The sequence below is a fragment of the Pseudomonas sp. GM50 genome (genome assembly GCF_000282375.1).
GTDB lineage: Bacteria > Pseudomonadota > Gammaproteobacteria > Pseudomonadales > Pseudomonadaceae > Aquipseudomonas.
The window spans coordinates 1-24,801 of record NZ_AKJK01000049.1 but is presented as its reverse complement, the minus strand read 5'-3'; the positions used below and the strand labels follow the sequence as shown (position 1 = coordinate 24,801).

Here is a 24,801-nt window from a genome sequence, read left to right as displayed (position 1 = left end):
GTACCCCTTACTTAGCAGCTTTTTTACGAGGCGCTGGTGCTTGTGGTTTCAGTTCTTCTTGGCGACCACCAATTACTTCGCCTTTGAAGATCCAAACCTTTACACCGATCACACCGTAAGTGGTGTGAGCTTCGTAGTTGGCATAGTCGATGTCGGCACGCAGGGTGTGCAGTGGCACACGACCTTCGCGATACCATTCAGTACGTGCGATTTCAGCACCGCCGAGACGACCGCTCACTTGGATTTTGATGCCTTTGGCACCAATGCGCATGGCGTTCTGAACAGCGCGCTTCATAGCGCGACGGAACATTACGCGACGCTCCAGCTGCTGAGCTACGCTCTGCGCAACCAGCATACCGTCGAGCTCCGGCTTGCGGATCTCTTCGATATTGATGTGCACAGGCACACCCATTTGCTTGGTCAGGTCCTGACGCAGTTTCTCAACATCTTCACCTTTCTTCCCGATAACGATACCTGGACGAGCGGTGTGGATGGTGATACGTGCAGTCTGAGCCGGACGATGGATATCGATACGGCTTACGGACGCGCTTTTTAGTTTGTCTTGGAGATACTCACGCACCTTCAGATCAGCGAACAAATAGTCCGCATAAGTCCGACCGTCTGCGTACCAGACGGAGGTGTGCTCCTTGACGATTCCCAGGCGAATGCCAATGGGATGTACTTTCTGACCCATCTCTTCGACTCCGTTACTTGTCAGCAACCTTGACAGTGATATGGCAAGACCGCTTGACGATGCGATCAGCACGGCCTTTGGCACGTGGCATGATTCGCTTCAGCGAACGCCCTTCGTTGACGAAAACGGTGCTGACTTTAAGGTCATCAACGTCTGCGCCTTCGTTATGCTCGGCGTTGGCTACGGCCGACTCCAGCACTTTCTTCATGATCTCGGCGGCTTTCTTACTGCTGAAAGCCAACAGGTTGAGCGCTTCGCCCACCTTCTTCCCGCGGATCTGGTCGGCGACCAAGCGGGCTTTCTGGGCGGAGATTCGAGCGCCCGACAACTTAGCGGCTACTTCCATCGTTCCTTACCCCTTAACGCTTGGCTTTCTTGTCTGCCACGTGCCCACGATATGTGCGGGTACCGGCAAACTCGCCCAGTTTGTGGCCGACCATGTCTTCGTTCACGAGAACTGGAACATGTTGACGACCGTTATGCACAGCAATGGTCAAACCGACCATTTGTGGCAGGATCATCGAACGACGCGACCAGGTCTTAACTGGTTTGCGATCGTTCTTTTCCGCCGCCACTTCGATCTTCTTCAGTAGGTGAAGATCAATAAAAGGACCTTTTTTCAGAGAACGTGGCACTGTCGTATCCCTCTATTTACTTGCGACGACGGACGATCATTTTGTCGGTACGCTTATTACCACGAGTCTTCGCGCCCTTAGTCGGGAAGCCCCATGGCGATACCGGATGACGACCACCAGAGGTACGACCTTCACCACCACCATGTGGGTGGTCAACCGGGTTCATGGCAACACCACGAACGGTTGGGCGAACGCCACGCCAGCGTTTGGCACCAGCTTTACCCAGCGAACGCAGGCTGTGCTCGGAGTTCGAGACTTCACCCAGGGTCGCGCGGCATTCAGCCAGCACTTTACGCATCTCACCAGAACGCAGACGCAGGGTCACGTAGACACCTTCACGAGCGATCAGCTGAGCCGAAGCACCAGCGGAACGAGCGATTTGCGCGCCTTTACCTGGCTTCAATTCGATGCCGTGTACGGTGCTACCAACTGGAATGTTACGCAGTTGCAGAGCGTTGCCCGGCTTGATCGGTGCCAAAGCACCTGCGATCAGCTGGTCACCAGCACTCACGCCTTTAGGGGCGATGATGTAGCGACGCTCGCCATCTGCGTACAGCAGCAGAGCGATGTGAGCAGTACGGTTTGGATCGTATTCAATACGCTCGACAGTGGCAGAGATGCCATCTTTGTCGTTGCGACGGAAATCGACCAGACGATAATGCTGCTTATGGCCACCACCGATGTGACGAGTGGTAATACGACCATTGTTGTTACGACCACCAGTCTTCGATTTTTTCTCGAGCAGCGGTGCGTGAGGAGCGCCTTTATGCAGCTCCTGGTTGACCACCTTGACCACAAAACGGCGGCCAGGGGAAGTCGGTTTGCATTTAACGATTGCCATGATGCACCCCTTCCTTACTCAGCACTGCTGCTGAAATCGAGATCTTGGCCTGGCTGAAGGGAGATAACTGCCTTCTTCCAGTCATTACGCTTGCCCAGACCGCGAGCAGTGCGCTTGCTCTTACCCAGAACATTCAGGGTAGTAACACGCTCTACTTTCACGCTGAACAGGCTTTCGACGGCCTTCTTGATTTCCAGCTTGGTTGCGTCAGTTGCAACCTTGAAAACGAACTGGCCTTTCTTGTCAGCCAGAACCGTAGCCTTCTCGGAAACGTGCGGGCCAAGCAGAACTTTAAATACGCGTTCCTGGTTCATCCCAGCAGCTCCTCGAATTTCTTCACGGCCGACACGGTGATCAACACCTTGTCGTATGCGATCAGACTAACTGGATCGGAACCTTGCACGTCACGTACATCAACGTGTGGCAGGTTGCGAGCAGCCAGGTACAGGTTCTGATCAACCACTTCAGACACGATCAAGACGTCAGTCAGGCCCATGCCGGTCAGTTTGTTCAGCAGATCTTTGGTCTTCGGTGCATCAACAGCGAAGTCCTGAACCACAACCAGACGATCAGTACGCACCAGCTCAGCAAGGATGGAACGCATTGCTGCGCGATACATCTTCTTGTTCAGCTTCTGGGTGTGATCCTGAGGACGAGCTGCGAAAGTGGTACCGCCGCCACGCCAGATTGGGCTACGGATAGTACCGGCACGAGCACGGCCAGTACCTTTCTGACGCCATGGGCGCTTACCGCCACCACGAACGTCGGAACGGGTCTTTTGCTGCTTGCTACCTTGACGGCCGCCGGCCATGTAGGCCACGACTGCTTGGTGAACCAGCGTCTCGTTGAATTCGCCGCCAAATGTCAGTTCGGAAACTTCGATCGCTTGAGCGTCATTTACATTTAATTGCATGTCAGCTTCCCCTTAACCGCGAGCCTTGGCTGCTGGACGTACAACCAAGTTGCCGCCAGTAGCGCCAGGAACAGCGCCCTTGACCAACAACAGATTGCGTTCAGCGTCCACGCGCACTACTTCGAGGGACTGCACGGTCACGCGCTCAGCGCCCATATGACCGGACATTTTTTTGCCCTTGAATACACGACCAGGAGTCTGGCACTGGCCGATAGAGCCTGGAACGCGGTGGGACACGGAGTTACCGTGGGTATTATCTTGCCCGCGGAAGTTCCAACGCTTGATCGTACCCTGGAAGCCTTTACCTTTGGACTGACCGGTTACATCAACCAGTTGACCAGCAGCGAAGATTTCAGCGTTGATCAGATCGCCGGCCTGGTACTCGCCTTCTTCAAGGCGGAATTCCATTACGGTACGACCAGCGGCAACGTTCGCTTTGGCGAAGTGGCCAGCCTGAGCAGCTGTAACACGCGAAGCACGACGCTCGCCTACAGTGACTTGCACTGCACGATAGCCATCGGTCTCTTCAGTTTTGAACTGGGTGACGCGATTCGGCTCGATCTCAATGACCGTGACCGGAATGGAGACACCTTCTTCGGTGAAAATACGGGTCATACCGCATTTACGACCGACTACACCAATAGTCATGTTGTAAACCTCATGAGTGTACGGGGCTTTCACCCGCTATGGCCGCCCATTTCAGAGCGTTACACGACTAAGACCGAGTCTTAGCCGAGGCTGATCTGCACTTCCACACCGGCCGCAAGATCAAGCTTCATAAGTGCATCAACGGTTTTATCCGTTGGCTGGACGATGTCCAGAACGCGCTTATGAGTACGGATCTCGTACTGGTCACGCGCGTCTTTGTTGACGTGCGGGGAGACCAGAACGGTGAACCGCTCTTTACGGGTAGGCAGTGGAATTGGACCACGCACTTGAGCACCAGTACGTTTCGCGGTTTCCACGATTTCCTGGGTGGATTGGTCGATCAGGCGATGGTCAAAAGCCTTCAACCTGATACGGATTTGCTGATTTTGCATTGGATTTCAGACTCCGGCTGCTATTCCCACCGAGCGCAATACGCCCGTTAAAAGGAGGCGCAATTCTATAGACGCCCCATATAGGTGTCAACCCAATAAAAAAGCCCCCGCTAAGCGGGGGCTTTTTCAACTCATCGAAGCTTACTCAAAAAAGAGCTTACTCGATGATTTTGGCTACGACGCCAGCGCCGACGGTACGACCGCCTTCACGGATAGCGAAACGCAGACCGTCTTCCATTGCGATGGTCTTGATCAGGGTGACAACCATTTTGATGTTGTCGCCTGGCATTACCATTTCAACGCCTTCCGGCAGTTCGCAGTTACCAGTCACGTCAGTAGTACGGAAGTAGAACTGTGGACGGTAGCCTTTGAAGAACGGAGTGTGACGACCGCCTTCTTCTTTGCTCAGAACGTAGACTTCAGCTTCGAACTTGGTGTGCGGCTTAACCGAACCTGGCTTAACCAGAACCTGGCCACGCTCAACGTCGTCACGCTTGGTACCACGCAGCAGAACGCCGCAGTTCTCGCCAGCACGACCTTCGTCGAGCAGCTTACGGAACATTTCAACACCGGTGCAGGTGGTGACGGTAGTGTCACGCAGACCAACGATTTCCAGTGGATCCTGAACCTTGACGATACCGCGCTCGATACGGCCAGTTACAACAGTACCGCGACCAGAGATCGAGAATACGTCTTCGATTGGCATCAGGAACGGCTTGTCGATAACACGGACTGGATCCGGGATGTAGCTGTCCAGAGTCTCAACCAGTTTACGAACGGCAGTGGTGCCCATTTCGTTGTCGTCTTGGCCGTTCAGAGCCATCAGAGCCGAACCGATGATGATCGGAGTGTCGTCACCTGGGAAGTCGTAAGTGCTCAGCAGATCGCGCACTTCCATCTCAACCAGTTCCAGCAGCTCAGCGTCGTCAACCATGTCAGCCTTATTCAGGAAGACAACGATGTACGGAACGCCAACCTGACGGGACAGCAGGATGTGCTCACGGGTTTGTGGCATCGGACCATCAGCGGCCGAGCAAACCAGGATAGCGCCGTCCATCTGAGCAGCACCGGTGATCATGTTCTTCACATAGTCAGCGTGACCTGGGCAGTCAACGTGAGCGTAGTGACGGATCAGCGAGTTGTATTCAACGTGCGCGGTGTTGATGGTGATACCACGAGCCTTTTCTTCCGGAGCGCTGTCGATTTTGTCGAAAGCAACAACGGCCGAACCGAAAACTTCGGAGCAGACGCGAGTCAGAGCAGCGGTCAGCGTGGTTTTACCGTGGTCGACGTGACCGATGGTGCCAACGTTGACGTGCGGGAGGGTACGGTCAAATTTTTCTTTAGCCACGACAATTAACTCCTAGCCTAAAGGGGCTGAATCAGCCTTGTTTTTTGGTAACAGTTTCGACGATATGCGACGGAGCTGTATTGTATTTTTTGAATTCCATAGAGTAGCTTGCGCGACCTTGGGACATGGAACGGACGTCGGTCGCATAACCGAACATCTCACCCAGCGGAACTTCGGCGCGAATCACTTTGCCGGAGACCGTGTCTTCCATACCCAGGATCATGCCGCGACGACGGTTGAGGTCGCCCATCACGTCACCCATATAGTCTTCAGGCGTAACAACCTCTACCGCCATGATCGGCTCAAGCAACTCACCACCGCCCTTCTGGGCCAGCTGCTTGGTTGCCATGGAAGCAGCCACTTTAAACGCCATCTCGTTGGAGTCGACGTCGTGGTAGGAACCATCAAACACGGTAGCCTTCAGGCCGATCAGCGGATAGCCGGCAACAACGCCGTTCTTCATCTGCTCTTCGATACCCTTCTGGATAGCCGGGATGTATTCCTTAGGAACCACACCACCCACTACTTCGTTCAGGAATTGCAGACCTTCCTGACCTTCGTCAGCAGGAGCAAAACGAATCCAGCAGTGACCGAACTGGCCACGACCGCCGGACTGGCGAACGAACTTGCCTTCAATCTCGCAGCTCTTCGTGATGCGCTCACGGTACGAAACTTGAGGCTTACCGATGTTGGCTTCGACGTTGAACTCACGGCGCATCCGGTCAACCAGGATGTCCAGGTGCAACTCGCCCATGCCGGAGATGATCGTTTGACCAGTCTCTTCATCAGTCTTGACGCGGAAAGATGGATCTTCCTGAGCGAGCTTGCCCAGAGCGATACCCATTTTTTCCTGGTCGTCCTTGGTCTTAGGCTCTACGGCAACCGAAATAACCGGCTCCGGGAAGTCCATGCGAACCAGGATGATTGGCTTGTCAGCGTTGCACAAAGTTTCACCAGTGGTGACGTCCTTCATGCCGATCAAGGCCGCGATGTCACCAGCGCGTACTTCCTTGATTTCTTCACGGGCGTTTGCGTGCATTTGCACCATACGACCCACGCGCTCTTTCTTGCCTTTAACCGAGTTGATCACGCCGTCGCCGGAGGCCAACACGCCCGAGTAAACTCGAACGAAAGTCAAGGTACCCACGAATGGGTCGGTAGCGATCTTGAACGCCAAAGCCGAGAACGGCTCGCTGTCGTCTGCGTGACGCTCCATTTCCTTGGTCTCGTCATCCGGGTCAGTACCCTTGATGGCAGGAATGTCGGTAGGAGCCGGCAGGTAGTCGATCACGGCGTCGAGAACCAGGGGAACACCCTTGTTCTTGAAGGAAGAACCGCAAACAGCCAGAACGATCTCACCAGCGATAGTACGCTGACGCAGAGCGGCCTTGATTTCCGCGTTGGTGAGTTCTTCACCTTCGAGGTACTTGTTCATCAGCTCTTCGCTGGCTTCGGCCGCAGCCTCAACCATGTTGCCGCGCCACTCGTCAGCCAGTTCCTGCAGTTCAGCAGGGATAGGCTCGCGACGTGGAGTCATGCCTTTGTCAGCATCATTCCAGTAAACAGCTTCCATGGACATCAGATCGATCTGACCCTGGAAGTTGTCTTCGGAACCGATGGCCAACTGGATTGGCACCGGAGTGTGACCCAGACGCTGCTTGATCTGACCGATCACGCGCAGGAAGTTCGCACCAGCACGGTCCATCTTGTTTACGTAAACAAGACGTGGAACGCCGTATTTGTTGGCTTGACGCCATACGGTTTCCGACTGAGGCTCAACACCCGAGGTGCCGCAGAACACAACGACCGCGCCGTCGAGAACACGCAGGGAACGCTCAACTTCAATAGTGAAGTCAACGTGGCCCGGGGTGTCGATGACGTTGAAGCGGTATTGGTCCTTGTGCTGCTTCTCGGAACCCTGCCAGAAGGCGGTAATGGCAGCAGAAGTAATGGTAATACCACGCTCCTGCTCCTGAACCATCCAGTCTGTGGTCGCGGCGCCGTCATGCACCTCGCCCATCTTGTGACTTTTGCCAGTGTAAAAAAGGACGCGCTCGGTGGTGGTGGTTTTACCAGCATCCACGTGAGCAACGATACCAATGTTACGGTAGCGGTTAATCGGTGTAGTACGAGCCATAAAGCCCTCGCAAAATTAGTGACGCTAAAATTAGAAGCGGTAGTGCGAGAAAGCCTTGTTGGCTTCAGCCATACGGTGCACGTCTTCACGCTTCTTAACTGCAGCACCTTTGCCTTCGGCAGCGTCCAACAGTTCGCCAGCCAAACGCAGAGCCATAGACTTCTCGCCGCGCTTACGGGCGAAGTCTACCAACCAGCGCATTGCCAGAGCGTTACGACGGGACGGACGAACTTCGACCGGAACCTGGTAAGTAGCACCGCCTACACGGCGCGACTTTACTTCGACCAGCGGAGCGATGGCGTCGAGAGCTTTCTCGAAGATTTCCAGGGGATCGCTGTTCTTGCGTTCTTTAACCTTTTCCAGCGCGCCATAAACGATACGCTCGGCAACGGCTTTCTTGCCGCTTTCCATTACGTGGTTCATGAACTTGGCCAGGATCTGGCTGCCGTATTTTGGATCGTCAAGCACTTCGCGCTTGGCTGCTACGCGTCTTCTTGGCATGGATAAGCCCTCAAACGGTCTTCAGGTTCGCTCGGAATCGGTGCCCTTTCGGGACGCCTCCGACCTTACTCTTATCGACTCAGAAAAATAGAAAATCAGTTTTTACAAAAAGCCACTACTACTTAGGCTTCTTGGTACCGTACTTCGAACGACCCTGGTTACGACCTTTAACGCCGGAAGTATCCAAAGAACCGCGTACGGTGTGGTAACGAACACCTGGCAAGTCTTTTACACGACCGCCGCGGATCAGTACCACGCTGTGCTCTTGCAGGTTGTGGCCTTCACCGCCGATGTACGAGGAAACCTCGAAACCGTTGGTCAGACGCACACGGCATACTTTACGCAGTGCCGAGTTAGGTTTTTTCGGCGTGGTGGTATACACACGGGTGCATACGCCACGACGTTGCGGGCAGTTCTGCAGCGCAGGCACGTCGGATTTCTCGACGATACGCTTACGCGGCTGACGTACCAGCTGGTTGATAGTTGCCATCTACTAGCTCCACTGTTGTCTTGCGACGCTATTGTCTTGCAAGAAAAGCAAAATGGCAGGAACGAATTCCCGCCAAATTTAGGGGTACAAGAGTCTAAAGAGGATCTTGCCCCCAGTCAAGGCAAGGCCCCGACCTCCCCACTCATCCAACCTCGACAAATTGTCTCGATTCGATGAACGGAACGGCCAGGGCCTCACGCTCATTTATCGCAGAACTCAGTTACCGCTTGAGTTCAGCGCTTCGGTCAGTGCAGCTTCCACTTCACTGGCGCTTACGCGCAACGGTTTGTCAGCATCACGGCGGCGCTTGCGCTCGCTGTGGTAAGCCAGACCGGTACCCGCCGGGATCAAACGACCCACGACCACGTTTTCTTTCAGGCCGCGCAGGTAATCGCGCTTGCCGGTTACCGCCGCTTCGGTCAGTACGCGAGTGGTTTCCTGGAAGGAAGCCGCCGAGATGAACGATTCGGTGGACAACGACGCCTTGGTGATACCCAACAGTACGCGAGTGAACTTGGAAACGAATTTCTCGTCGCCAGCCAGACGCTCGTTCTCTACCAGAACGTGAGTCAATTCCATCTGGTCGCCCTTGATGAAACTGGAATCGCCGGATTCAGCGATTTCAACTTTACGCAGCATCTGACGCAGGATGGTCTCGATGTGCTTATCGTTGATCTTCACGCCTTGCAGACGGTAAACGTCCTGGATCTCGTTCACGATGTACTTGGCCAGCGCACTCACACCCAGCAGACGCAGGATGTCATGCGGATCGCTCGGGCCGTCGGAGATAACTTCGCCGCGGTTTACCTGTTCGCCTTCGAAGACGTTCAGGTGACGCCACTTCGGAATCAGCTCTTCGTACGGATCGCTACCGTCGTTCGGGGTGATAACCAGACGGCGCTTGCCTTTGGTCTCTTTACCGAACGCGATGGTGCCGCTGACTTCAGCCAGAATCGAGGCTTCTTTCGGACGACGGGCTTCGAACAAGTCGGCAACACGCGGCAGACCACCGGTGATGTCACGGGTCTTCGAAGTCTCTTGCGGAATACGAGCGATAACATCACCGATCGCGATTTTCGCGCCGTCCGCTACACCGACCAGGGCGTTAGCAGGCAGGAAGTACTGAGCAATTACGTCGGTACCCGGCAGCAAGAGATCCTTGCCGTTGTCATCAACCATCTTCACAGCAGGACGGATATCTTTACCGGCAGCTGGACGGTCTTTGGCGTCGAGTACTTCAATGTTGGTCATACCGGTCAATTCGTCAGTCTGACGCTTGATCGTGATGCCTTCTTCCATGCCCACGTAGGTCACGGTACCTTTCATTTCGGTAACGATTGGGTGAGTGTGCGGATCCCACTTGGCCACGATTGCGCCAGCGTCGACCTTGTCACCTTCTTTAACCGAAATCACAGCACCGTACGGCAGCTTGTAACGCTCGCGCTCACGACCGAAGTCATCAGCGATCGCCAGCTCACCAGAACGGGACACAGCAACCAGGCAACCATCCACTCGCTCAACGTGCTTCAGGTTGTGCAGACGGACGGTACCGCCATTCTTCACCTGAACGCTGTCGGCTGCGGAGGTCCGGCTTGCCGCACCACCGATGTGGAACGTACGCATGGTCAGCTGGGTACCCGGCTCACCGATGGACTGGGCAGCGATAACGCCGACCGCTTCACCGATGTTCACCTGGTGACCACGAGCCAGGTCACGGCCGTAGCACTTGGCGCAAATGCCGTAGCGGGTTTCGCAGCTGATCGGCGAACGCACGATCACTTCGTCGATGCTGTTCAGCTCGATGAACTCGACCCACTTCTCGTCTACCAGAGTGCCGGCAGGAACGATGATTTCCTCGGTACCTGGCTTGAATACGTCACGGGCAATGACACGACCCAATACGCGCTCACCCAACGGCTCAACAACGTCACCGCCTTCAATGTGCGGAGTCATTACCAGGCCATGTTCGGTACCGCAATCGATCTCGGTCACAACCAGATCCTGCGCCACGTCTACCAGACGACGAGTCAGGTAACCGGAGTTCGCAGTTTTCAACGCGGTATCCGCCAAACCTTTACGAGCACCGTGAGTGGAGATGAAGTACTGAAGTACGCTCAAACCTTCACGGAAGTTCGCAGTAATCGGCGTTTCGATGATGGAACCGTCCGGCTTGGCCATCAGGCCACGCATACCGGCGAGCTGACGGATCTGCGCAGCAGAACCCCGTGCGCCCGAGTCGGCCATCATGTACATCGAGTTGAAAGACTCTTGGTCGACTTCGACGCCATGACGGTCGATGACTTTCTCTTTCGAGAGGTTGGCCATCATCGCCTTGGAAACTTCGTCGTTCGCCTTGGACCAAAGGTCGATCACTTTGTTGTACTTCTCGCCCTGGGTTACCAGGCCGGAGGCGTACTGACTTTCGATCTCTTTCACTTCGTCGGTGGCTGCACCGATGATGCGGGCTTTTTCATCCGGGATAACGAAGTCGTTAACACCGATGGAAACGCCGGAGATGGTCGAATAAGCAAAGCCGGTGTACATCAACTGGTCAGCGAAGATCACGGTCTCTTTCAAACCAACCACGCGGTAGCACTGGTTGATCAGCTTGGAGATCGCCTTTTTCTTCATCGGCTGGTTGACGACGTCGTACGACAGGCCTGGTGGAACAACCTGGAACAACAGCGCACGGCCGACAGTGGTATCGACGATACGGGTGTTCTTGACGCTGCCGCCATCACGATCGTTGACGGTTTCGTTGATCCGCACTTTGACTTTAGCGTGCAGTGCGGCTTCGCCGGCACGGAACACACGGTCAACTTCTTGCAGATCCGCGAACACACGACCTTCGCCCTTGGCGTTGATCGCTTCACGAGTCATGTAGTACAGACCCAATACAACGTCCTGCGACGGAACGATGATTGGCTCACCGTTGGCTGGCGACAGAATGTTGTTGGTCGACATCATCAACGCACGCGCTTCCAACTGGGCTTCCAGCGTCAGCGGTACGTGCACGGCCATTTGGTCGCCGTCGAAGTCGGCGTTGTACGCAGCACAGACCAGAGGGTGCAGCTGGATAGCCTTACCTTCGATCAGTACCGGTTCAAACGCCTGGATACCCAGACGGTGAAGGGTCGGTGCACGGTTGAGGAGAACCGGGTGTTCGCGAATCACTTCAGCGAGAACGTCCCAAACCTCTGGCAGTTCGCGCTCGACCATCTTCTTGGCAGCTTTGATGGTGGTAGCGAGACCACGCATTTCCAGCTTGCCGAAAATGAACGGCTTGAACAGCTCGAGAGCCATCTTCTTCGGCAGACCGCACTGGTGCAGACGCAGGGTCGGACCTACGGTAATTACCGAACGACCGGAGTAGTCAACACGCTTACCGAGCAAGTTCTGACGGAAACGACCCTGCTTACCCTTGATCATGTCAGCCAGGGATTTCAGAGGACGCTTGTTGGAACCAGTGATAGCGCGGCCACGACGACCGTTGTCGAGCAGTGCATCGACGGCTTCCTGCAACATACGCTTTTCGTTGCGCACGATGATGTCCGGTGCGGACAGATCGAGCAGACGCTTCAAGCGGTTGTTACGGTTGATCACTCGACGATACAGATCGTTGAGGTCGGAAGTCGCGAAGCGACCGCCATCCAGCGGGACCAGTGGACGCAGATCTGGCGGCAGAACCGGCAGAACGGTCAGCACCATCCACTCTGGCAGGTTGCCGGAACCCTGGAAGGCTTCCATCAACTTCAGACGCTTGGACAGCTTCTTGATTTTGGTTTCGGAGTTGGTTTGCGGAATTTCTTCACGCAGACGGCCAATCTCGTGTTCCAGGTCGATAGCGTGCAGCAGTTCACGGACAGCTTCGGCACCCATGCGGGCATCGAAATCGTCGCCGAACTCTTCCAGCGCTTCGAAGTACTGCTCGTCGTTGAGCAGCTGACCTTTTTCAAGGGTGGTCATGCCTGGATCGATAACGACATAGCTCTCGAAGTAGAGAACGCGTTCGATATCACGCAGGGTCATGTCCATCAGCAAGCCGATACGCGACGGCAGCGATTTCAGGAACCAGATGTGGGCAACTGGCGAGGCCAGTTCGATGTGCGCCATGCGCTCACGACGAACTTTTGCCAGCGCGACTTCAACGCCGCACTTCTCGCAGATCACACCACGGTGCTTCAAGCGCTTGTACTTACCGCACAGACACTCGTAATCCTTTACCGGGCCAAATATCTTGGCGCAGAACAGGCCGTCACGCTCAGGTTTGAACGTACGGTAGTTGATGGTTTCCGGCTTTTTAACTTCACCGAACGACCACGAACGGATCATCTCAGGCGATGCCAATCCAATACGGATGGCGTCGAACTCTTCGACTTGACCCTGGTTTTTCAGCAAATTCAGTAGGTCTTTCAAGGCCTTTCCTCCTGGCGGAGCAGAGAGCGGGCAATCCTGCCCCGCTCTCGATTCGCGTCACGTGTTATTCGGTTTCCAGATCGATATCGATGCCGAGGGAACGAATTTCTTTGATCAACACGTTGAAGGACTCGGGCATGCCCGGCTCCATACGGTGATCGCCGTCCACGATGTTTTTGTACATCTTGGTCCGACCGTTCACATCGTCCGACTTCACTGTGAGCATTTCTTGCAGAGTGTAAGCAGCACCGTATGCTTCCAGTGCCCAGACCTCCATCTCCCCGAAACGCTGACCACCGAACTGCGCCTTACCACCCAGCGGCTGCTGGGTAACCAGGCTGTACGAACCGGTAGAACGAGCGTGCATCTTGTCGTCTACCAAGTGGTTCAGCTTCAGCATGTACATGTAGCCAACAGTAACCGGGCGCTCGAACTTGTTGCCGGTACGGCCGTCGGTCAGCTGCATCTGGCCGCTTTCTGGCAGGTCTGCCAGTTTCAGCATGGCCTTGATTTCGCTTTCCTTGGCACCGTCGAACACTGGAGTGGCCATTGGTACGCCGCCACGCAGGTTCTTCGCCAGATCCAGGATTTCCTGGTCGGAGAAGCTATCCAGATCTTCGTTACGACCGCCGATCTGGTTGTAGATCTCGTCCAGGAAGGTGCGAAGTTCAGCAACTTTACGCTGCTCTTCGACCATCCGGTTGATCTTCTCGCCCAGACCTTTGGCCGCGAGGCCCAGGTGGGTTTCAAGGATCTGACCAACGTTCATACGCGAAGGTACGCCCAACGGGTTGAGGACGACGTCGACCGGGGTGCCATTGGCATCGTGCGGCATGTCTTCAACCGGCATGATCACGGAGACCACACCTTTGTTACCGTGACGACCGGCCATCTTGTCGCCCGGCTGGATGCGACGACGGATTGCCAGGTAAACCTTGACGATTTTCAGCACGCCTGGAGCCAGGTCATCGCCCTGCTGCAGTTTGCGCTTCTTGTCTTCGAACTTGTCGTCCAGCAGACGGCGGCGATCAACGATGTAGGCCTGAGCCTTCTCGAGCTGCTCGTTCAGAGCATCTTCAGCCATGCGCAGTTTGAACCACTGACCATGCTCAAGACCGTCGAGAACTTCGTCGGTGATTTCCTGACCTTTCTTCAGACCGGCGCCGCCTTCGGCTTTGTGGCCGACCAGAGCGGAACGCAGACGTTCGAAAGTGGCGCCTTCAACGATACGGAACTCTTCGTTCAGGTCCTTGCGGATCTCGTCGAGTTGAGTCTTCTCGATCGACAGTGCACGAGCATCACGCTCAACGCCGTCACGGGTGAAGACCTGTACGTCGATGACAGTACCCTTGGTGCCGGTAGGCACACGCAGGGAAGTGTCTTTAACGTCGCTGGCTTTTTCACCGAAGATGGCACGCAGCAGTTTTTCTTCCGGAGTCAGTTGGGTCTCGCCTTTCGGAGTGACCTTACCAACCAGGATGTCGCCTGCGCCAACTTCAGCACCTACGTAAACGATACCGGCTTCGTCCAGTTTGTTCAGTGCAGCTTCACCCACGTTCGGGATGTCTGCAGTGATTTCCTCTGGCCCAAGCTTGGTGTCACGCGCCACACAGGTCAGTTCCTGAATGTGGATCGTGGTGAAACGGTCTTCCTGAACAACACGTTCGGACAGGCAGATGGAGTCTTCGAAGTTGAAGCCGTTCCATGCCATGAACGCGATGCGCATGTTCTGACCCAGAGCCAGTTCACCCATGTCGGTGGACGGACCGTCGGCCATGATGTCGCTGCGCTGAACCCGATCACCCTTGCTCACCAGCGGACGCTGGTTGATGCAGGTGTTCTGGTTGGAGCGGGTGTACTTGGTCAGGTTGTAGATGTCGACACCAGCTTCGCCGGTTTCAACTTCATCATCAGCAACACGAACCACAATACGGCTGGCGTCGACGGAGTCGATCACGCCGCCACGACGAGCCACGACGCAAACGCCGGAGTCACGGGCTACGTTACGCTCCATGCCGGTACCGACCAGCGGCTTGTCAGCGCGCAGGGTTGGTACAGCTTGACGCTGCATGTTCGAACCCATCAACGCACGGTTGGCGTCGTCGTGCTCGAGGAACGGGATCAGCGACGCTGCAACCGAAACTACCTGCTTCGGCGATACGTCCATCAAGGTGACGTCTTCCGGCGCCTTGACGGTGAACTCGTTCAAGTGACGAACAGCTACCAGCTCGTCGATCAGGACTTTCTTGTCGTTCATCGTGGCCGAAGCCTGAGCGATCACGTGATCAGCTTCTTCGATGGCGGACAGGAACACGATCTCGTCGGTGACCAGAGCGTCTTTCACCACACGGTACGGGCTCTCGAGGAAGCCGTACTGGTTGGTGCGCGCATAGGCAGCCAGGGAGTTGATCAGACCGATGTTCGGACCTTCCGGCGTTTCAATCGGGCATACACGACCGTAGTGAGTCGGGTGTACGTCACGCACTTCAAAGCCAGCACGCTCACGAGTCAAACCGCCAGGGCCGAGTGCAGAAACACGACGCTTGTGGGTGATCTCGGACAGCGGGTTGTTCTGGTCCATGAACTGGGAAAGCTGGCTGGAACCGAAGAACTCTTTCACCGCCGCAGCCACTGGCTTGGCGTTGATCAGGTCTTGCGGCATCAGGCCTTCGCTTTCAGCCATCGACAGACGCTCTTTGACCGCACGCTCAACACGTACCAGGCCAACGCGGAACTGGTTCTCGGCCATTTCGCCTACGCAGCGAACACGACGGTTACCCAAGTGGTCGATGTCATCGACGATGCCTTTACCGTTACGGATGTCGACCAGAGTCTTCAGTACCGCGACGATGTCTTCTTTGCACAACACGCCCGAACCTTCGATCTCGGTACGACCGATACGACGGTTGAACTTCATCCGGCCGACCGCAGACAGGTCATAGCGCTCAGGGCTGAAGAACAGGTTGTTGAACAGGGTTTCGGCAGCGTCTTTGGTTGGCGGCTCGCCAGGACGCATCATGCGATAGATCTCGACCAGCGCTTCCAATTGGTTGCTGGTGGAGTCGATCTTCAGAGTGTCGGAGACGAACGGACCGCAGTCGATATCGTTGGTGTACAGAGTTTCGATGCGAACAACCTGAGCCTTGGCGATTTTTGCCAGGATTTCGGTATTCAGCTCGGTATTGCACTCTGCCAGGATTTCGCCGGTTGCCGGATGCACGATGACCTTGGCGGTAGTGCGACCCAGGACGTAGTCCAGAGGCACTTGCAGCTCTTTGATCCCTGCTTTTTCCAGCTGGTTGATGTGGCGAGCAGTAATACGACGACCTTGCTCGACAATAACCTTGCCTTTGTCATCCAGGATATCCAGGACAGCAATTTCACCACGCAGGCGCTGAGGCACCAGTTCCAGGCTGAGGTTTTCACCTTGCACGTGGAAGACGTTGGTGGTGTAGAACGCGTCCAGCACTTCTTCAGTGGTATAGCCCAGCGCGCGCAGCAGTACCGATGCAGGCAGCTTGCGACGACGGTCGATACGCACGAACACGCAGTCTTTCGGGTCGAACTCGAAGTCCAGCCACGAACCGCGGTAAGGAATGATGCGCGCGGAGTACAGCAGTTTGCCGGAGCTGTGCGTCTTGCCACGGTCGTGGTCGAAGAACACGCCCGGGGAACGGTGCAGCTGGGAAACGATTACACGCTCGGTACCGTTGATTACGAAGGTACCGTTTTCAGTCATCAGGGGGATTTCACCCATGTAGACTTCTTGCTCTTTGATGTCCTTGATCGCTTTGTTCGACGATTCTTTGTCGAAAATGATCAGGCGCACTTTTACCCGCAAAGGTACGGCGTAAGTTACACCGCGCAATACGCATTCTTTGACATCAAATGCCGGTTCGCCCAGGCGATAACCGACGTACTCCAGCGCAGCATTGCCGGAGTAGCTGATGATCGGGAAAACGGATTTGAAGGCCGCATGCAGGCCCACGTCGCGGAACTGATCTTTAGTCGCTCCCGCTTGCAAGAATTCACGATACGAATCCAGCTGGATGGCCAGGAGGTACGGCACATCCATGACGTCCGGCAACTTGCTAAAGTCCTTGCGGATACGTTTTTTCTCAGTATATGAGTAAGCCATCAGCGTTCCCCAGCTTGGTCACCTGCTTGTTTGGCCCCTCCCGACGGGAGCAGCCAGAAAATCGTGCAAACCCCATGGTTTGCGCCACCGCATCGGGTGGTTACAGCTCGTTACCAGCACCGACCCAGTCGGCTGCCAATAACGGAAAAAGGCCGGTGGCAAGAGCCACCAGCCATCAGCCTTTCGCTTAACGCTCGGGCTGGAGGTGCAAAGTCGATGCTTACTTCAGCTCGACTTTAGCGCCTGCTTCTTCCAGAGTGGCTTTTGCTTTGTCAGCTGCGTCTTTCGAAACAGCTTCCAGAACGATGCCAGGAGCGCCGTCAACTACAGCCTTGGCTTCTTTCAGGCCCAGACCGGTCAGTTCACGTACTGCCTTGATCACGTTAACTTTCTTCTCGCCAGCTTCGGTCAGCATGACGTTGAATTCAGTTTGTTCTTCAACAACGGCAGCAACAGCAGCTGGACCAGCGGAAGCAGCGGCAGCGGAAACGCCGAACTTCTCTTCCATGGCCTTGATCAGCTCAACGATTTCCAGAACGGATTTTTCGCCGATTGCTTCGATGATTTGGTCGTTAGTCAGAGACATGACTATAAATTCCTGTATTGGGGTGACAGCCTACGCGGCCATCGAAATAAACAATAAACGCTGAAAGGAGTCGCTCAGCCTTAGGCTGCGGCAGCTTCTTTCTGGTCGCGAAGGGCCGCCAGAGTACGAGCCAATTTGCTGGTTGCGCCTTGAATCACGCTCATCAGCTGAGAAATTGCTTCGTCACGGGTCGGCAGACTTGCCAGTACGTCGATCTGATTAGCTGCGAGGAACTTGCCCTCGAACGCAGCTGCCTTGATCTCGAACTTATCCTGACCTTTTGCGAATTCTTTGAAGATACGAGCAGCAGCGCCCGGATGTTCTTTCGAAAATGCAATCAAGGTCGGGCCGGTGAACACGTCGTTGAGCACGTCATATTGAGTGCCAGCAACGGCGCGCTTGAGCAGGGTGTTACGTACAACACGTACGTAAACGCCAGCTTCACGAGCCTCTTTACGGAGTCCGGTCATAGCGCCAACTGTCACGCCGCGGGCATCAGCCACAACAGCAGACAGGGCAACATTGGCAGCCTCGTTGACTTCAGCGACGATGGCCTTCTTGTCTTCGAGTTTAATTGCCACGGGTTTAACTCCTGCTTGTTACCGTTTCATCCAACCGAAGCCGGATGTCGTTTTGGTGTCTGATTCGGTAAGGAACCGGGAGCACCATCTGCGTAGGCTTGTGGTTTAAGACTTGCGTCGCCTACGGTCTTGGATAGCCCCCGCCAGGCAGGGACCCCAATCTTTCAATTGGCGCAATCGCTTGCGCTAACCTGCGTCTTACGCGTCGAGCGAGCCTTGGTCGATGACCAGACCTGGACCCATGGTGGTGCTCAGGGTAACGCGCTTGACGTAAATACCTTTCGAGGAAGCTGGCTTGATACGCTTCAGATCAGCGATCAGGGCTTCAACGTTTTCCTTCAGCTTGACGGCATCGAAGCCGACTTTGCCAACGGAGGTGTGGATGATGCCGTTTTTGTCGGTGCGATAACGAACCTGACCAGCCTTGGCGTTTTTAACCGCGGTAGCTACGTCTGGAGTTACGGTGCCGACTTTAGGGTTAGGCATCAGGCCGCGTGGGCCCAGGATCTGACCCAACTGACCAACAACGCGCATGGCATCCGGGGATGCGATAACTACGTCATAGTTCAGGTCGCCGCCTTTCATTTCGGCAGCCAGGTCGTCCATACCTACACGGTCAGCGCCGGCAGCCAGAGCAGCCTCGGCAGCTGGACCCTGGGTGAACACAGCAACGCGAACAGTCTTGCCAGTGCCGTGTGGCAGCACGGTAGCGCTACGAACGACCTGGTCGGATTTACGCGGGTCAACACCCAGGTTCACAGCAACGTCGAACGACTCGCTGAACTTTACAGTCGACAGCTCAGCCAGCAGAGCAGCAGCGTCTACAAAGTTGTAGGACTTGCCTGCTTCGATTTTGCCGGCGATAGCCTTTTGACGCTTGGTCAACTTAGCCATTACACACCCTCCACGTTAAGGCCCATGCTACGAGCAGAACCGGCGATAGTACGCACGGCTGCTTCCATATCAGCTGCAGTCAGATCCGCGTTTTTGGTTTTCGCGATTTCTTCCAGCTGAGCACGGGTCACGGTGCCAACCTTAACGGTGTTCGGACGAGCGGAACCGCTAGTCAGACCAGCAGCCTTCTTCAGCAGAACCGAAGCAGGTGTGGATTTGGTTTCGAAAGTGAAGCTACGGTCGCTGTAGACAGTGATGATCACTGGAGTCGGCAGACCTGGCTCAATACCCTGAGTACGGGCGTTGAAAGCCTTGCAGAATTCCATGATGTTCACGCCGTGCTGACCCAGAGCAGGACCAACAGGTGGGCTTGGGTTAGCCTGAGCGGCCTTCACTTGCAGCTTGATGTAAGCGGTAATCTTCTTGGCCATGAGGCACTCCAATTACGGGTTCGAACGCCTCGAAAGGCTCCCCGGTTACTTGCGCGTTTATCCCAGTGACGACAAAACCCCACAGCCTAGGGCTGCGGGGTTGGGATGCTTGCTCAGCTAGACCTTTTCGACCTGGCTAAACTCTAGCTCTACCGGAGTAGAGCGACCGAAAATGAGCACTGCCACTTGGATCCGGCTCTTCTCGTAGTTAACTTCTTCAACCGTGCCAGTAAAATCAGCAAACGGCCCGTCATTGACACGTACCGACTCACCTGGCTCGAACAACGTCTTCGGCTTCGGCTTGTCGCTACCATCAGCAACGCGACGCAGAATCGCTTCTGCCTCTTTATCAGTGATCGGCGCAGGCTTATCGGCAGTACCGCCAATGAAACCCATCACCCGAGGAGTATCCTTGACCAAGTGCCAAGTACCCTCGTTCATGTCCATCTGGACCAGCACATAACCTGGGAAGAACTTGCGCTCGCTTTTGCGTTTCTGGCCATTACGCATTTCAACCACTTCTTCAGTGGGAACCAGAATTTCGCCGAAGCCATCTTCCATGCCAGCCAGCTTTACGCGCTCTACCAACGAGCGCATGACATGCTTCTCGTAACCGGAGTAAGCATGCACAACGTACCAACGCTTAGCCACGGGACACCCTTAGCCGACAATCAAGGAAACAAGCCAGCCGAGCAGGGAATCAAGCCCCCACAACAGCAACGCCATAACCAGGACAACAGCCACAACAATCAGCGTGGTCTGCGTGGTTTCTTGGCGAGTTGGCCATACGACTTTACGAATCTCGGTGCGAGCTTCCTTAACCAGTACAAAGAAAGACTTGCCCTTGACTGTCTGCAGGCCTACAAAGGCAGCTACAGCAGCAATGACGAGCAAAGCAAGTACGCGGTACAGGATCGGCGAAGCAGAGTAATACTGATTGCCAACAACGCCAACAACCACCAAAGCGACTACTACTAGCCACTTGAGCAGATCGAAGCGAGAGCCTTGAGCTTCAGCTTTAGGAGTCATCTATGAAGATCCTGTGAAAAGAAAGCCAGACACACCAAGTGAATCTGGCAGGTCAGGAGGGAATCGAACCCCCAACCTACGGTTTTGGAGACCGTCGCTCTGCCAATTGAGCTACTGACCTAAAACAAAATCAGGCCGACCATTATGCCGGCCCGAAAAAGACATTACAACAACTTACTCGATGACTTTTGCTACGACACCAGCGCCGACGGTACGACCGCCCTCACGGATAGCGAAACGCAGACCATCTTCCATCGCGATGGTTTTGATCAGGGTAACGGTCATTTGAACGTTATCACCTGGCATCACCATTTCAACACCTTCTGGCAGCTCGCAGTTACCAGTCACATCAGTCGTACGGAAGTAGAACTGTGGACGGTAGCCCTTGAAGAATGGCGTATGACGACCACCCTCTTCCTTGCTCAGAACGTAAACCTCAGCAGTGAACTTGGTATGTGGCTTGACAGTGCCAGGCTTGACCAGAACCTGGCCACGCTCAACATCATCACGCTTGGTACCACGCAGCAAAACGCCGCAGTTCTCACCCGCACGACCTTCGTCGAGCAGCTTGCGGAACATTTCAACACCAGTACAAGTAGTTTTGACAGTGTCACGAAGACCAACAATCTCAACTTCTTCCTGAATGCGGACAATGCCACGCTCAACACGACCAGTCACAACAGTACCGCGACCGGAGATCGAGAACACATCCTCGATCGGCATCAGGAACGGCTTATCGATAGCACGCTCAGGCTGCGGAATATAACTATCCAGAGTCTCGACCAACTTCTTGACGGCAGTAGTGCCCATCTCGTTGTCGTCTTGACCATTCAGCGCCATCAGCGCCGAACCAATGATGATCGGAGTGTCATCACCCGGGAAATCGTAAGTGCTCAGCAGATCGCGCACTTCCATCTCAACCAGTTCCAGCAGCTCAGCGTCGTCAACCATGTCAGCCTTGTTCAGGAAGACAACGATGTACGGAACACCAACCTGACGGGACAACAGGATATGCTCACGGGTTTGCGGCATCGGACCATCAGCGGCCGAGCAAACCAGAATCGCACCATCCATCTGCGCAGCACCGGTAATCATGTTTTTTACGTAGTCGGCGTGACCTGGACAGTCAACGTGTGCGTAGTGACGCACAGCCGAATCGTACTCAACGTGAGCAGTGTTAATGGTGATACCACGAGCTTTTTCTTCTGGGGCGCTATCGATCTTGTCGAAGTCAACCTTTGCCGAACCGAACACTTCGGAGCAGACGCGGGTCAAAGCAGCAGTCAAAGTCGTCTTGCCATGGTCTACGTGACCAATGGTGCCAACGTTGACGTGCGGCTTGTTACGTTCGAACTTTTCCTTAGCCATCGAAATCACCCCTAGCAGAAGAATTAAGCAAGTACTATCAGCCATTAAAACAAAGGCAGATATTTTCATATCTGCCTTGTCATATGGAGCTCTTGAGCGGATTTGAACCGCTGACCTCACCCTTACCAAGGGTGTGCTCTACCAACTGAGCTACAAGAGCGTAACACTTTGCAGGACCTGCAAACTTGGAGCGGGTAGCGGGAATCGAACCCGCATCATCAGCTTGGAAGGCTGAGGTTCTACCACTAAACTATACCCGCGGAGCTTGCAGCTCTCGCTAAAAATGGTGGAGGGGGAAGGATTCGAACCTTCGAAGTCGTAGACGTCAGATTTACAGTCTGATCCCTTTGGCCGCTCGGGAACCCCTCCTAAGCGAGCCGGCATTCTATATCATGCCAGCCTTCTGTCAAGCATTTTCTCATTAAAAACCTGAGGTTAGCTGCGTTGACCTCGCTTCACACTGCTGACCGTTAAAAGGTCTTCACTGCGAAGCGGGCGCCATTCTATGCAAACTATTCGACGGGTGCAACCCCCTCGCACGGCATTATTTTATGTTTTAACTCATTGAATTCTTTAGAAAGGTTTTGCAACTGCGAGTCACCCAGCAAACGCCGGCTTTCCGGGGCTATGCGCACCCAGTAACCAGCATATTCGGGGAGATCCTTCGGCAAGGACTGAAACTTTATATCCATATCACTCAATCGACGCTCGATTACCTGCGCGACCTCCTGTCGAGCAGAACCTCCCAGATAGAGACAACTGCTATCCGTCTGCGTAGATTTTCCTTTGTCTCGAGCTGTATCAGCTGCCTCGCTCAACAAACGAATATCCTGCTGCGAGCCGCGATACAAACTCAGGGGGGTTACATCTTTCGCGCGAAGCGGAGCCTCCTGTTGGTGCCAGACGTAATAGAACACATTGAGAACAAGCAACAGCAGGAACAACCAACGCATAAAAACCTCAGGACAAGGGACACGCCATCGCCAAGCCTACAAATACCAGGTCTGGAACCACCCTGGCCTCGGGCACAATCTCGGAGACCAGATCAGCATCCCCTCCTGTCAGGAAGACTGCGAAATCTTCTCCCCAATAGCTGCGCGCCAACTCTAGCTGAGTCAGGACAAACCCTCTCAACATTAGCAAACAACCTCGCTCGACCGCCTCGACGGTTGTGCGCCCAGGAACAAGACTCTCCAAAGCGCGCTCGGCAGCAAGATCTCCATAGCGAATTCTACGGGTATGGGTACGCAACTGGTTGCGCATCAAAGGCATCCCCGGACAGATAAATCCTCCGAGATGCTCACCATCCCCTGCAATAAAATCAGCCGTAACAGCCGTACCAAAGTCGAGCACCAGACAAGCACCCGAAGCCAGATGAAATCCTCCGAGCATTGCAAGCCAGCGATCAAGCCCTAACCGCTCGAACTCCTCATAGCCATTTCGAACCCCGGACATCTCGCGAGCCGGTGCCGCGCACACGACGGAAACGCCGAAAGCCTCGGTCAACAGAGAAATCAGTGCACTGGTTTCTTCGGCGGTTCTGACGCTGACCAAACGACAATGCATGAGAGCGAGCCCCTTAAGCCCTCTCAAGCTCTCCAGCAATGCGAGATCTGTATCAACGACCCCCTCGCCAATCACCCGCCGGACATCCTCGCCGAGCACACGCCATTTGATGAAACTGTTTCCACAATCGAGCTCAAGAATCATCACGCAACCTCAGGCTGAGCTCGCCACCACTAAAGACCTTCTCCACACCATTCACCTTCAAGCGCAAGGCACCCTGACTATCGATACCCAGCACCTCCCCATCTATCTGACTCACACCGGCAATCAACGATACCGCCCGCCCCTGCCATAGATGATTTTGCTCCCACTCCGCCTGGATAGCCGGAAATCCGCCGGACTGGTGGCGATTTAAATAGGCCTGGAGCATCAACCCTAACTCCGCAACCAGATGATTGCGATCAACTGCCTTACCCGACTCGAGGCGCACGGACGTCCATTGCTGATCAACCTCATCGGTCATCTGCATGTTCACATTTATTCCGACACCGATCACCACGTGACACACATCAGCAGGATCCCCCACCAACTCGAGCAGTATTCCAGCAATCTTTTGCTGCCCCACCAGAACATCATTCGGCCACTTCAACCCCACACCCGAGAGACCAAGCTTTCGCAAGGCCTGCATTACGGCAAGCCCGACAACAAGACTCAGGCCTTCCAGCTGCCGCATCCCACCATCAATACGCAGCACCAGACTGTAATAGATGTTTTCCGCGAACGGACTGACCCATTTGCGCCCACGCCGCCCACGACCGGCCGTTTGCCGCTCAGCGAGCACCAGAAATGGCGTAGGCTGGCCACGCTCGATAGCGCGCAAGGCTTCAGCATTGGTGGAGTCAATTGAGTCGAAGACCAGAATGGGCCACTCACAAGAAGGCGCCTGCGCGCTTATTTCCGCAGGATCAAGCAGTGTCAACGGCGCAGCCAGTTGATAGCCGCGACCCCGCACCTTATGAATGGATAAACCGAGCTCAGCTTCCAAGTGCTGAAGCTGCTTCCATACAGCGCTACGACTGACGCCCAAGGCAGCACCCAGGGCTTGGCCCGAATGGAATCGACCATCCTTAAGAAGCTTTAACAACGTCAGCATGCAAGTCTCGCCTCACAATGAGGCCCGCATGATAGCCATGCCCCGGGCTGTTGCATAGAAACCCTACAAGCGAGATTTTCCTGCGGACAAAACAAAA

24 protein-coding genes and 4 tRNA genes are annotated in these 24,801 nt (G+C 54.9%); all 28 read right to left on the bottom strand.

Annotation, left to right across the window (positions count from 1 at the left end):
- Positions 1-7 precede the first annotated feature (7 nt).
- Positions 8-694, bottom strand: a complete 687-nt coding sequence (rpsC, locus tag PMI30_RS17940) for a 30S ribosomal protein S3 (protein ID WP_003176422.1) — start codon at positions 692-694, stop codon at positions 8-10.
- A 13-nt stretch (positions 695-707) separates the two neighbouring features.
- On the bottom strand, positions 708-1,040 hold the full coding sequence (gene rplV / locus PMI30_RS17945) for a 50S ribosomal protein L22 (RefSeq protein WP_003103908.1): 333 nt from the start codon (positions 1,038-1,040) through the stop codon (positions 708-710).
- A 13-nt stretch (positions 1,041-1,053) separates the two neighbouring features.
- On the bottom strand, positions 1,054-1,329 hold the full coding sequence (gene rpsS / locus PMI30_RS17950; protein ID WP_002555486.1) for a 30S ribosomal protein S19: 276 nt from the start codon (positions 1,327-1,329) through the stop codon (positions 1,054-1,056).
- Between the two features lie 16 nt (positions 1,330-1,345).
- Positions 1,346-2,170, bottom strand: coding sequence for a 50S ribosomal protein L2 (gene rplB, locus PMI30_RS17955; RefSeq protein WP_003176423.1), 825 nt, complete (start codon positions 2,168-2,170; stop codon positions 1,346-1,348).
- A gap of 14 nt (positions 2,171-2,184) precedes the next feature.
- Positions 2,185-2,484, bottom strand: a complete 300-nt coding sequence (rplW, locus tag PMI30_RS17960; RefSeq protein ID WP_002555488.1) for a 50S ribosomal protein L23 — start codon at positions 2,482-2,484, stop codon at positions 2,185-2,187.
- On the bottom strand, positions 2,481-3,083 hold the full coding sequence (gene rplD, locus PMI30_RS17965; RefSeq protein ID WP_007896707.1) for a 50S ribosomal protein L4: 603 nt from the start codon (positions 3,081-3,083) through the stop codon (positions 2,481-2,483). The genes rplW and rplD overlap by 4 nt, the downstream gene beginning before the upstream one ends.
- Positions 3,084-3,095: 12 nt before the next feature.
- Positions 3,096-3,731 carry a 50S ribosomal protein L3 gene (gene rplC / locus PMI30_RS17970; protein ID WP_003186059.1) on the bottom strand — a complete coding sequence of 212 codons (636 nt, stop codon included), beginning with the start codon at positions 3,729-3,731 and terminating at the stop codon, positions 3,096-3,098.
- Positions 3,732-3,811: 80 nt separating this feature from the next.
- Positions 3,812-4,123, bottom strand: a complete 312-nt coding sequence (gene rpsJ / locus PMI30_RS17975; protein ID WP_003186070.1) for a 30S ribosomal protein S10 — start codon at positions 4,121-4,123, stop codon at positions 3,812-3,814.
- 157 nt (positions 4,124-4,280) lie between these two features.
- The gene (gene tuf / locus PMI30_RS17980; protein ID WP_007896660.1) at positions 4,281-5,474 is read right to left on the bottom strand and encodes an elongation factor Tu; all 1,194 of its coding nucleotides are present in this window, start codon (positions 5,472-5,474) and stop codon (positions 4,281-4,283) included.
- 31 nt (positions 5,475-5,505) lie between these two features.
- The gene (gene fusA / locus PMI30_RS17985) at positions 5,506-7,611 is read right to left on the bottom strand and encodes an elongation factor G (protein ID WP_008008893.1); all 2,106 of its coding nucleotides are present in this window, start codon (positions 7,609-7,611) and stop codon (positions 5,506-5,508) included.
- A gap of 30 nt (positions 7,612-7,641) precedes the next feature.
- Positions 7,642-8,112, bottom strand: coding sequence for a 30S ribosomal protein S7 (gene rpsG / locus PMI30_RS17990; protein WP_002555493.1), 471 nt, complete (start codon positions 8,110-8,112; stop codon positions 7,642-7,644).
- A gap of 118 nt (positions 8,113-8,230) precedes the next feature.
- Entirely contained in the window at positions 8,231-8,602 is a 372-nt protein-coding gene (rpsL, locus tag PMI30_RS17995) for a 30S ribosomal protein S12 (protein ID WP_002555494.1), read from the bottom strand.
- Positions 8,603-8,818: 216 nt separating this feature from the next.
- The gene (gene rpoC, locus PMI30_RS18000; protein WP_007896632.1) at positions 8,819-13,018 is read right to left on the bottom strand and encodes a DNA-directed RNA polymerase subunit beta'; all 4,200 of its coding nucleotides are present in this window, start codon (positions 13,016-13,018) and stop codon (positions 8,819-8,821) included.
- Between the two features lie 64 nt (positions 13,019-13,082).
- Positions 13,083-17,156, bottom strand: coding sequence for a DNA-directed RNA polymerase subunit beta (rpoB, locus tag PMI30_RS18005; RefSeq protein WP_007896631.1), 4,074 nt, complete (start codon positions 17,154-17,156; stop codon positions 13,083-13,085).
- 220 nt (positions 17,157-17,376) lie between these two features.
- Positions 17,377-17,742: a 50S ribosomal protein L7/L12 gene (rplL, locus tag PMI30_RS18010; protein WP_007896630.1), complete on the bottom strand. Its 366-nt coding sequence runs from the start codon at positions 17,740-17,742 to the stop codon at positions 17,377-17,379.
- 80 nt (positions 17,743-17,822) lie between these two features.
- On the bottom strand, positions 17,823-18,323 hold the full coding sequence (rplJ, locus tag PMI30_RS18015) for a 50S ribosomal protein L10 (RefSeq protein WP_007896629.1): 501 nt from the start codon (positions 18,321-18,323) through the stop codon (positions 17,823-17,825).
- A 198-nt stretch (positions 18,324-18,521) separates the two neighbouring features.
- Entirely contained in the window at positions 18,522-19,217 is a 696-nt protein-coding gene (gene rplA / locus PMI30_RS18020; RefSeq protein ID WP_007896626.1) for a 50S ribosomal protein L1, read from the bottom strand.
- Positions 19,217-19,648: a 50S ribosomal protein L11 gene (gene rplK / locus PMI30_RS18025; RefSeq protein WP_008008888.1), complete on the bottom strand. Its 432-nt coding sequence runs from the start codon at positions 19,646-19,648 to the stop codon at positions 19,217-19,219. Before rplK ends, rplA begins: the two co-directional genes overlap by 1 nt.
- Positions 19,649-19,765: 117 nt before the next feature.
- The gene (nusG, locus tag PMI30_RS18030; RefSeq protein WP_007896622.1) at positions 19,766-20,299 is read right to left on the bottom strand and encodes a transcription termination/antitermination protein NusG; all 534 of its coding nucleotides are present in this window, start codon (positions 20,297-20,299) and stop codon (positions 19,766-19,768) included.
- Positions 20,300-20,308: 9 nt separating this feature from the next.
- Positions 20,309-20,677: a preprotein translocase subunit SecE gene (gene secE, locus PMI30_RS18035; RefSeq protein ID WP_007896620.1), complete on the bottom strand. Its 369-nt coding sequence runs from the start codon at positions 20,675-20,677 to the stop codon at positions 20,309-20,311.
- Between the two features lie 45 nt (positions 20,678-20,722).
- Positions 20,723-20,798 (bottom strand) — tRNA-Trp (locus PMI30_RS18040).
- Positions 20,799-20,851: 53 nt separating this feature from the next.
- Complete coding sequence (tuf, locus tag PMI30_RS18045) at positions 20,852-22,045, bottom strand: elongation factor Tu (protein ID WP_007896619.1); 1,194 nt, start codon at positions 22,043-22,045, stop codon at positions 20,852-20,854.
- An 84-nt stretch (positions 22,046-22,129) separates the two neighbouring features.
- Positions 22,130-22,205, bottom strand: a tRNA-Thr gene (locus tag PMI30_RS18050).
- A 26-nt stretch (positions 22,206-22,231) separates the two neighbouring features.
- A tRNA-Gly gene (locus PMI30_RS18055) sits at positions 22,232-22,305 on the bottom strand.
- A gap of 24 nt (positions 22,306-22,329) precedes the next feature.
- Positions 22,330-22,414 (bottom strand) — tRNA-Tyr (locus tag PMI30_RS18060).
- A 143-nt stretch (positions 22,415-22,557) separates the two neighbouring features.
- The gene (locus PMI30_RS18065; RefSeq protein WP_008008886.1) at positions 22,558-22,998 is read right to left on the bottom strand and encodes a hypothetical protein; all 441 of its coding nucleotides are present in this window, start codon (positions 22,996-22,998) and stop codon (positions 22,558-22,560) included.
- A 7-nt stretch (positions 22,999-23,005) separates the two neighbouring features.
- Positions 23,006-23,755 carry a pantothenate kinase gene (locus PMI30_RS18070; RefSeq protein ID WP_008008884.1) on the bottom strand — a complete coding sequence of 250 codons (750 nt, stop codon included), beginning with the start codon at positions 23,753-23,755 and terminating at the stop codon, positions 23,006-23,008.
- Positions 23,745-24,704, bottom strand: a complete 960-nt coding sequence (gene birA / locus PMI30_RS18075) for a bifunctional biotin--[acetyl-CoA-carboxylase] ligase/biotin operon repressor BirA (protein ID WP_008008882.1) — start codon at positions 24,702-24,704, stop codon at positions 23,745-23,747. The genes PMI30_RS18070 and birA overlap by 11 nt, the downstream gene beginning before the upstream one ends.
- Positions 24,705-24,801: the final 97 nt, after the last annotated feature.

Coding starts and splice junctions, on each gene's coding strand:
- rpsC (WP_003176422.1), bottom strand. CDS start 694: ATGGGTCAGAAAGTACATCCCATTGGCATTCGCCTGGGAATCGTCAAG.
- rplV (WP_003103908.1), bottom strand. CDS start 1,040: ATGGAAGTAGCCGCTAAGTTGTCGGGCGCTCGAATCTCCGCCCAGAAA.
- rplB (WP_003176423.1), bottom strand. CDS start 2,170: ATGGCAATCGTTAAATGCAAACCGACTTCCCCTGGCCGCCGTTTTGTG.
- rplW (WP_002555488.1), bottom strand. CDS start 2,484: ATGAACCAGGAACGCGTATTTAAAGTTCTGCTTGGCCCGCACGTTTCC.
- rplD (WP_007896707.1), bottom strand. CDS start 3,083: ATGCAATTAAATGTAAATGACGCTCAAGCGATCGAAGTTTCCGAACTG.
- rplC (WP_003186059.1), bottom strand. CDS start 3,731: ATGACTATTGGTGTAGTCGGTCGTAAATGCGGTATGACCCGTATTTTC.
- rpsJ (WP_003186070.1), bottom strand. CDS start 4,123: ATGCAAAATCAGCAAATCCGTATCAGGTTGAAGGCTTTTGACCATCGC.
- fusA (WP_008008893.1), bottom strand. CDS start 7,611: ATGGCTCGTACTACACCGATTAACCGCTACCGTAACATTGGTATCGTT.
- rpsG (WP_002555493.1), bottom strand. CDS start 8,112: ATGCCAAGAAGACGCGTAGCAGCCAAGCGCGAAGTGCTTGACGATCCA.
- rpsL (WP_002555494.1), bottom strand. CDS start 8,602: ATGGCAACTATCAACCAGCTGGTACGTCAGCCGCGTAAGCGTATCGTC.
- rpoB (WP_007896631.1), bottom strand. CDS start 17,156: ATGGCTTACTCATATACTGAGAAAAAACGTATCCGCAAGGACTTTAGC.
- rplL (WP_007896630.1), bottom strand. CDS start 17,742: ATGTCTCTGACTAACGACCAAATCATCGAAGCAATCGGCGAAAAATCC.
- rplA (WP_007896626.1), bottom strand. CDS start 19,217: ATGGCTAAGTTGACCAAGCGTCAAAAGGCTATCGCCGGCAAAATCGAA.
- rplK (WP_008008888.1), bottom strand. CDS start 19,648: ATGGCCAAGAAGATTACCGCTTACATCAAGCTGCAAGTGAAGGCCGCT.
- secE (WP_007896620.1), bottom strand. CDS start 20,677: ATGACTCCTAAAGCTGAAGCTCAAGGCTCTCGCTTCGATCTGCTCAAG.
- tuf (WP_007896619.1), bottom strand. CDS start 22,045: ATGGCTAAGGAAAAGTTCGAACGTAACAAGCCGCACGTCAACGTTGGC.
- PMI30_RS18065 (WP_008008886.1), bottom strand. CDS start 22,998: ATGCGTTGGTTGTTCCTGCTGTTGCTTGTTCTCAATGTGTTCTATTAC.
- PMI30_RS18070 (WP_008008884.1), bottom strand. CDS start 23,755: ATGATTCTTGAGCTCGATTGTGGAAACAGTTTCATCAAATGGCGTGTG.
- birA (WP_008008882.1), bottom strand. CDS start 24,704: ATGCTGACGTTGTTAAAGCTTCTTAAGGATGGTCGATTCCATTCGGGC.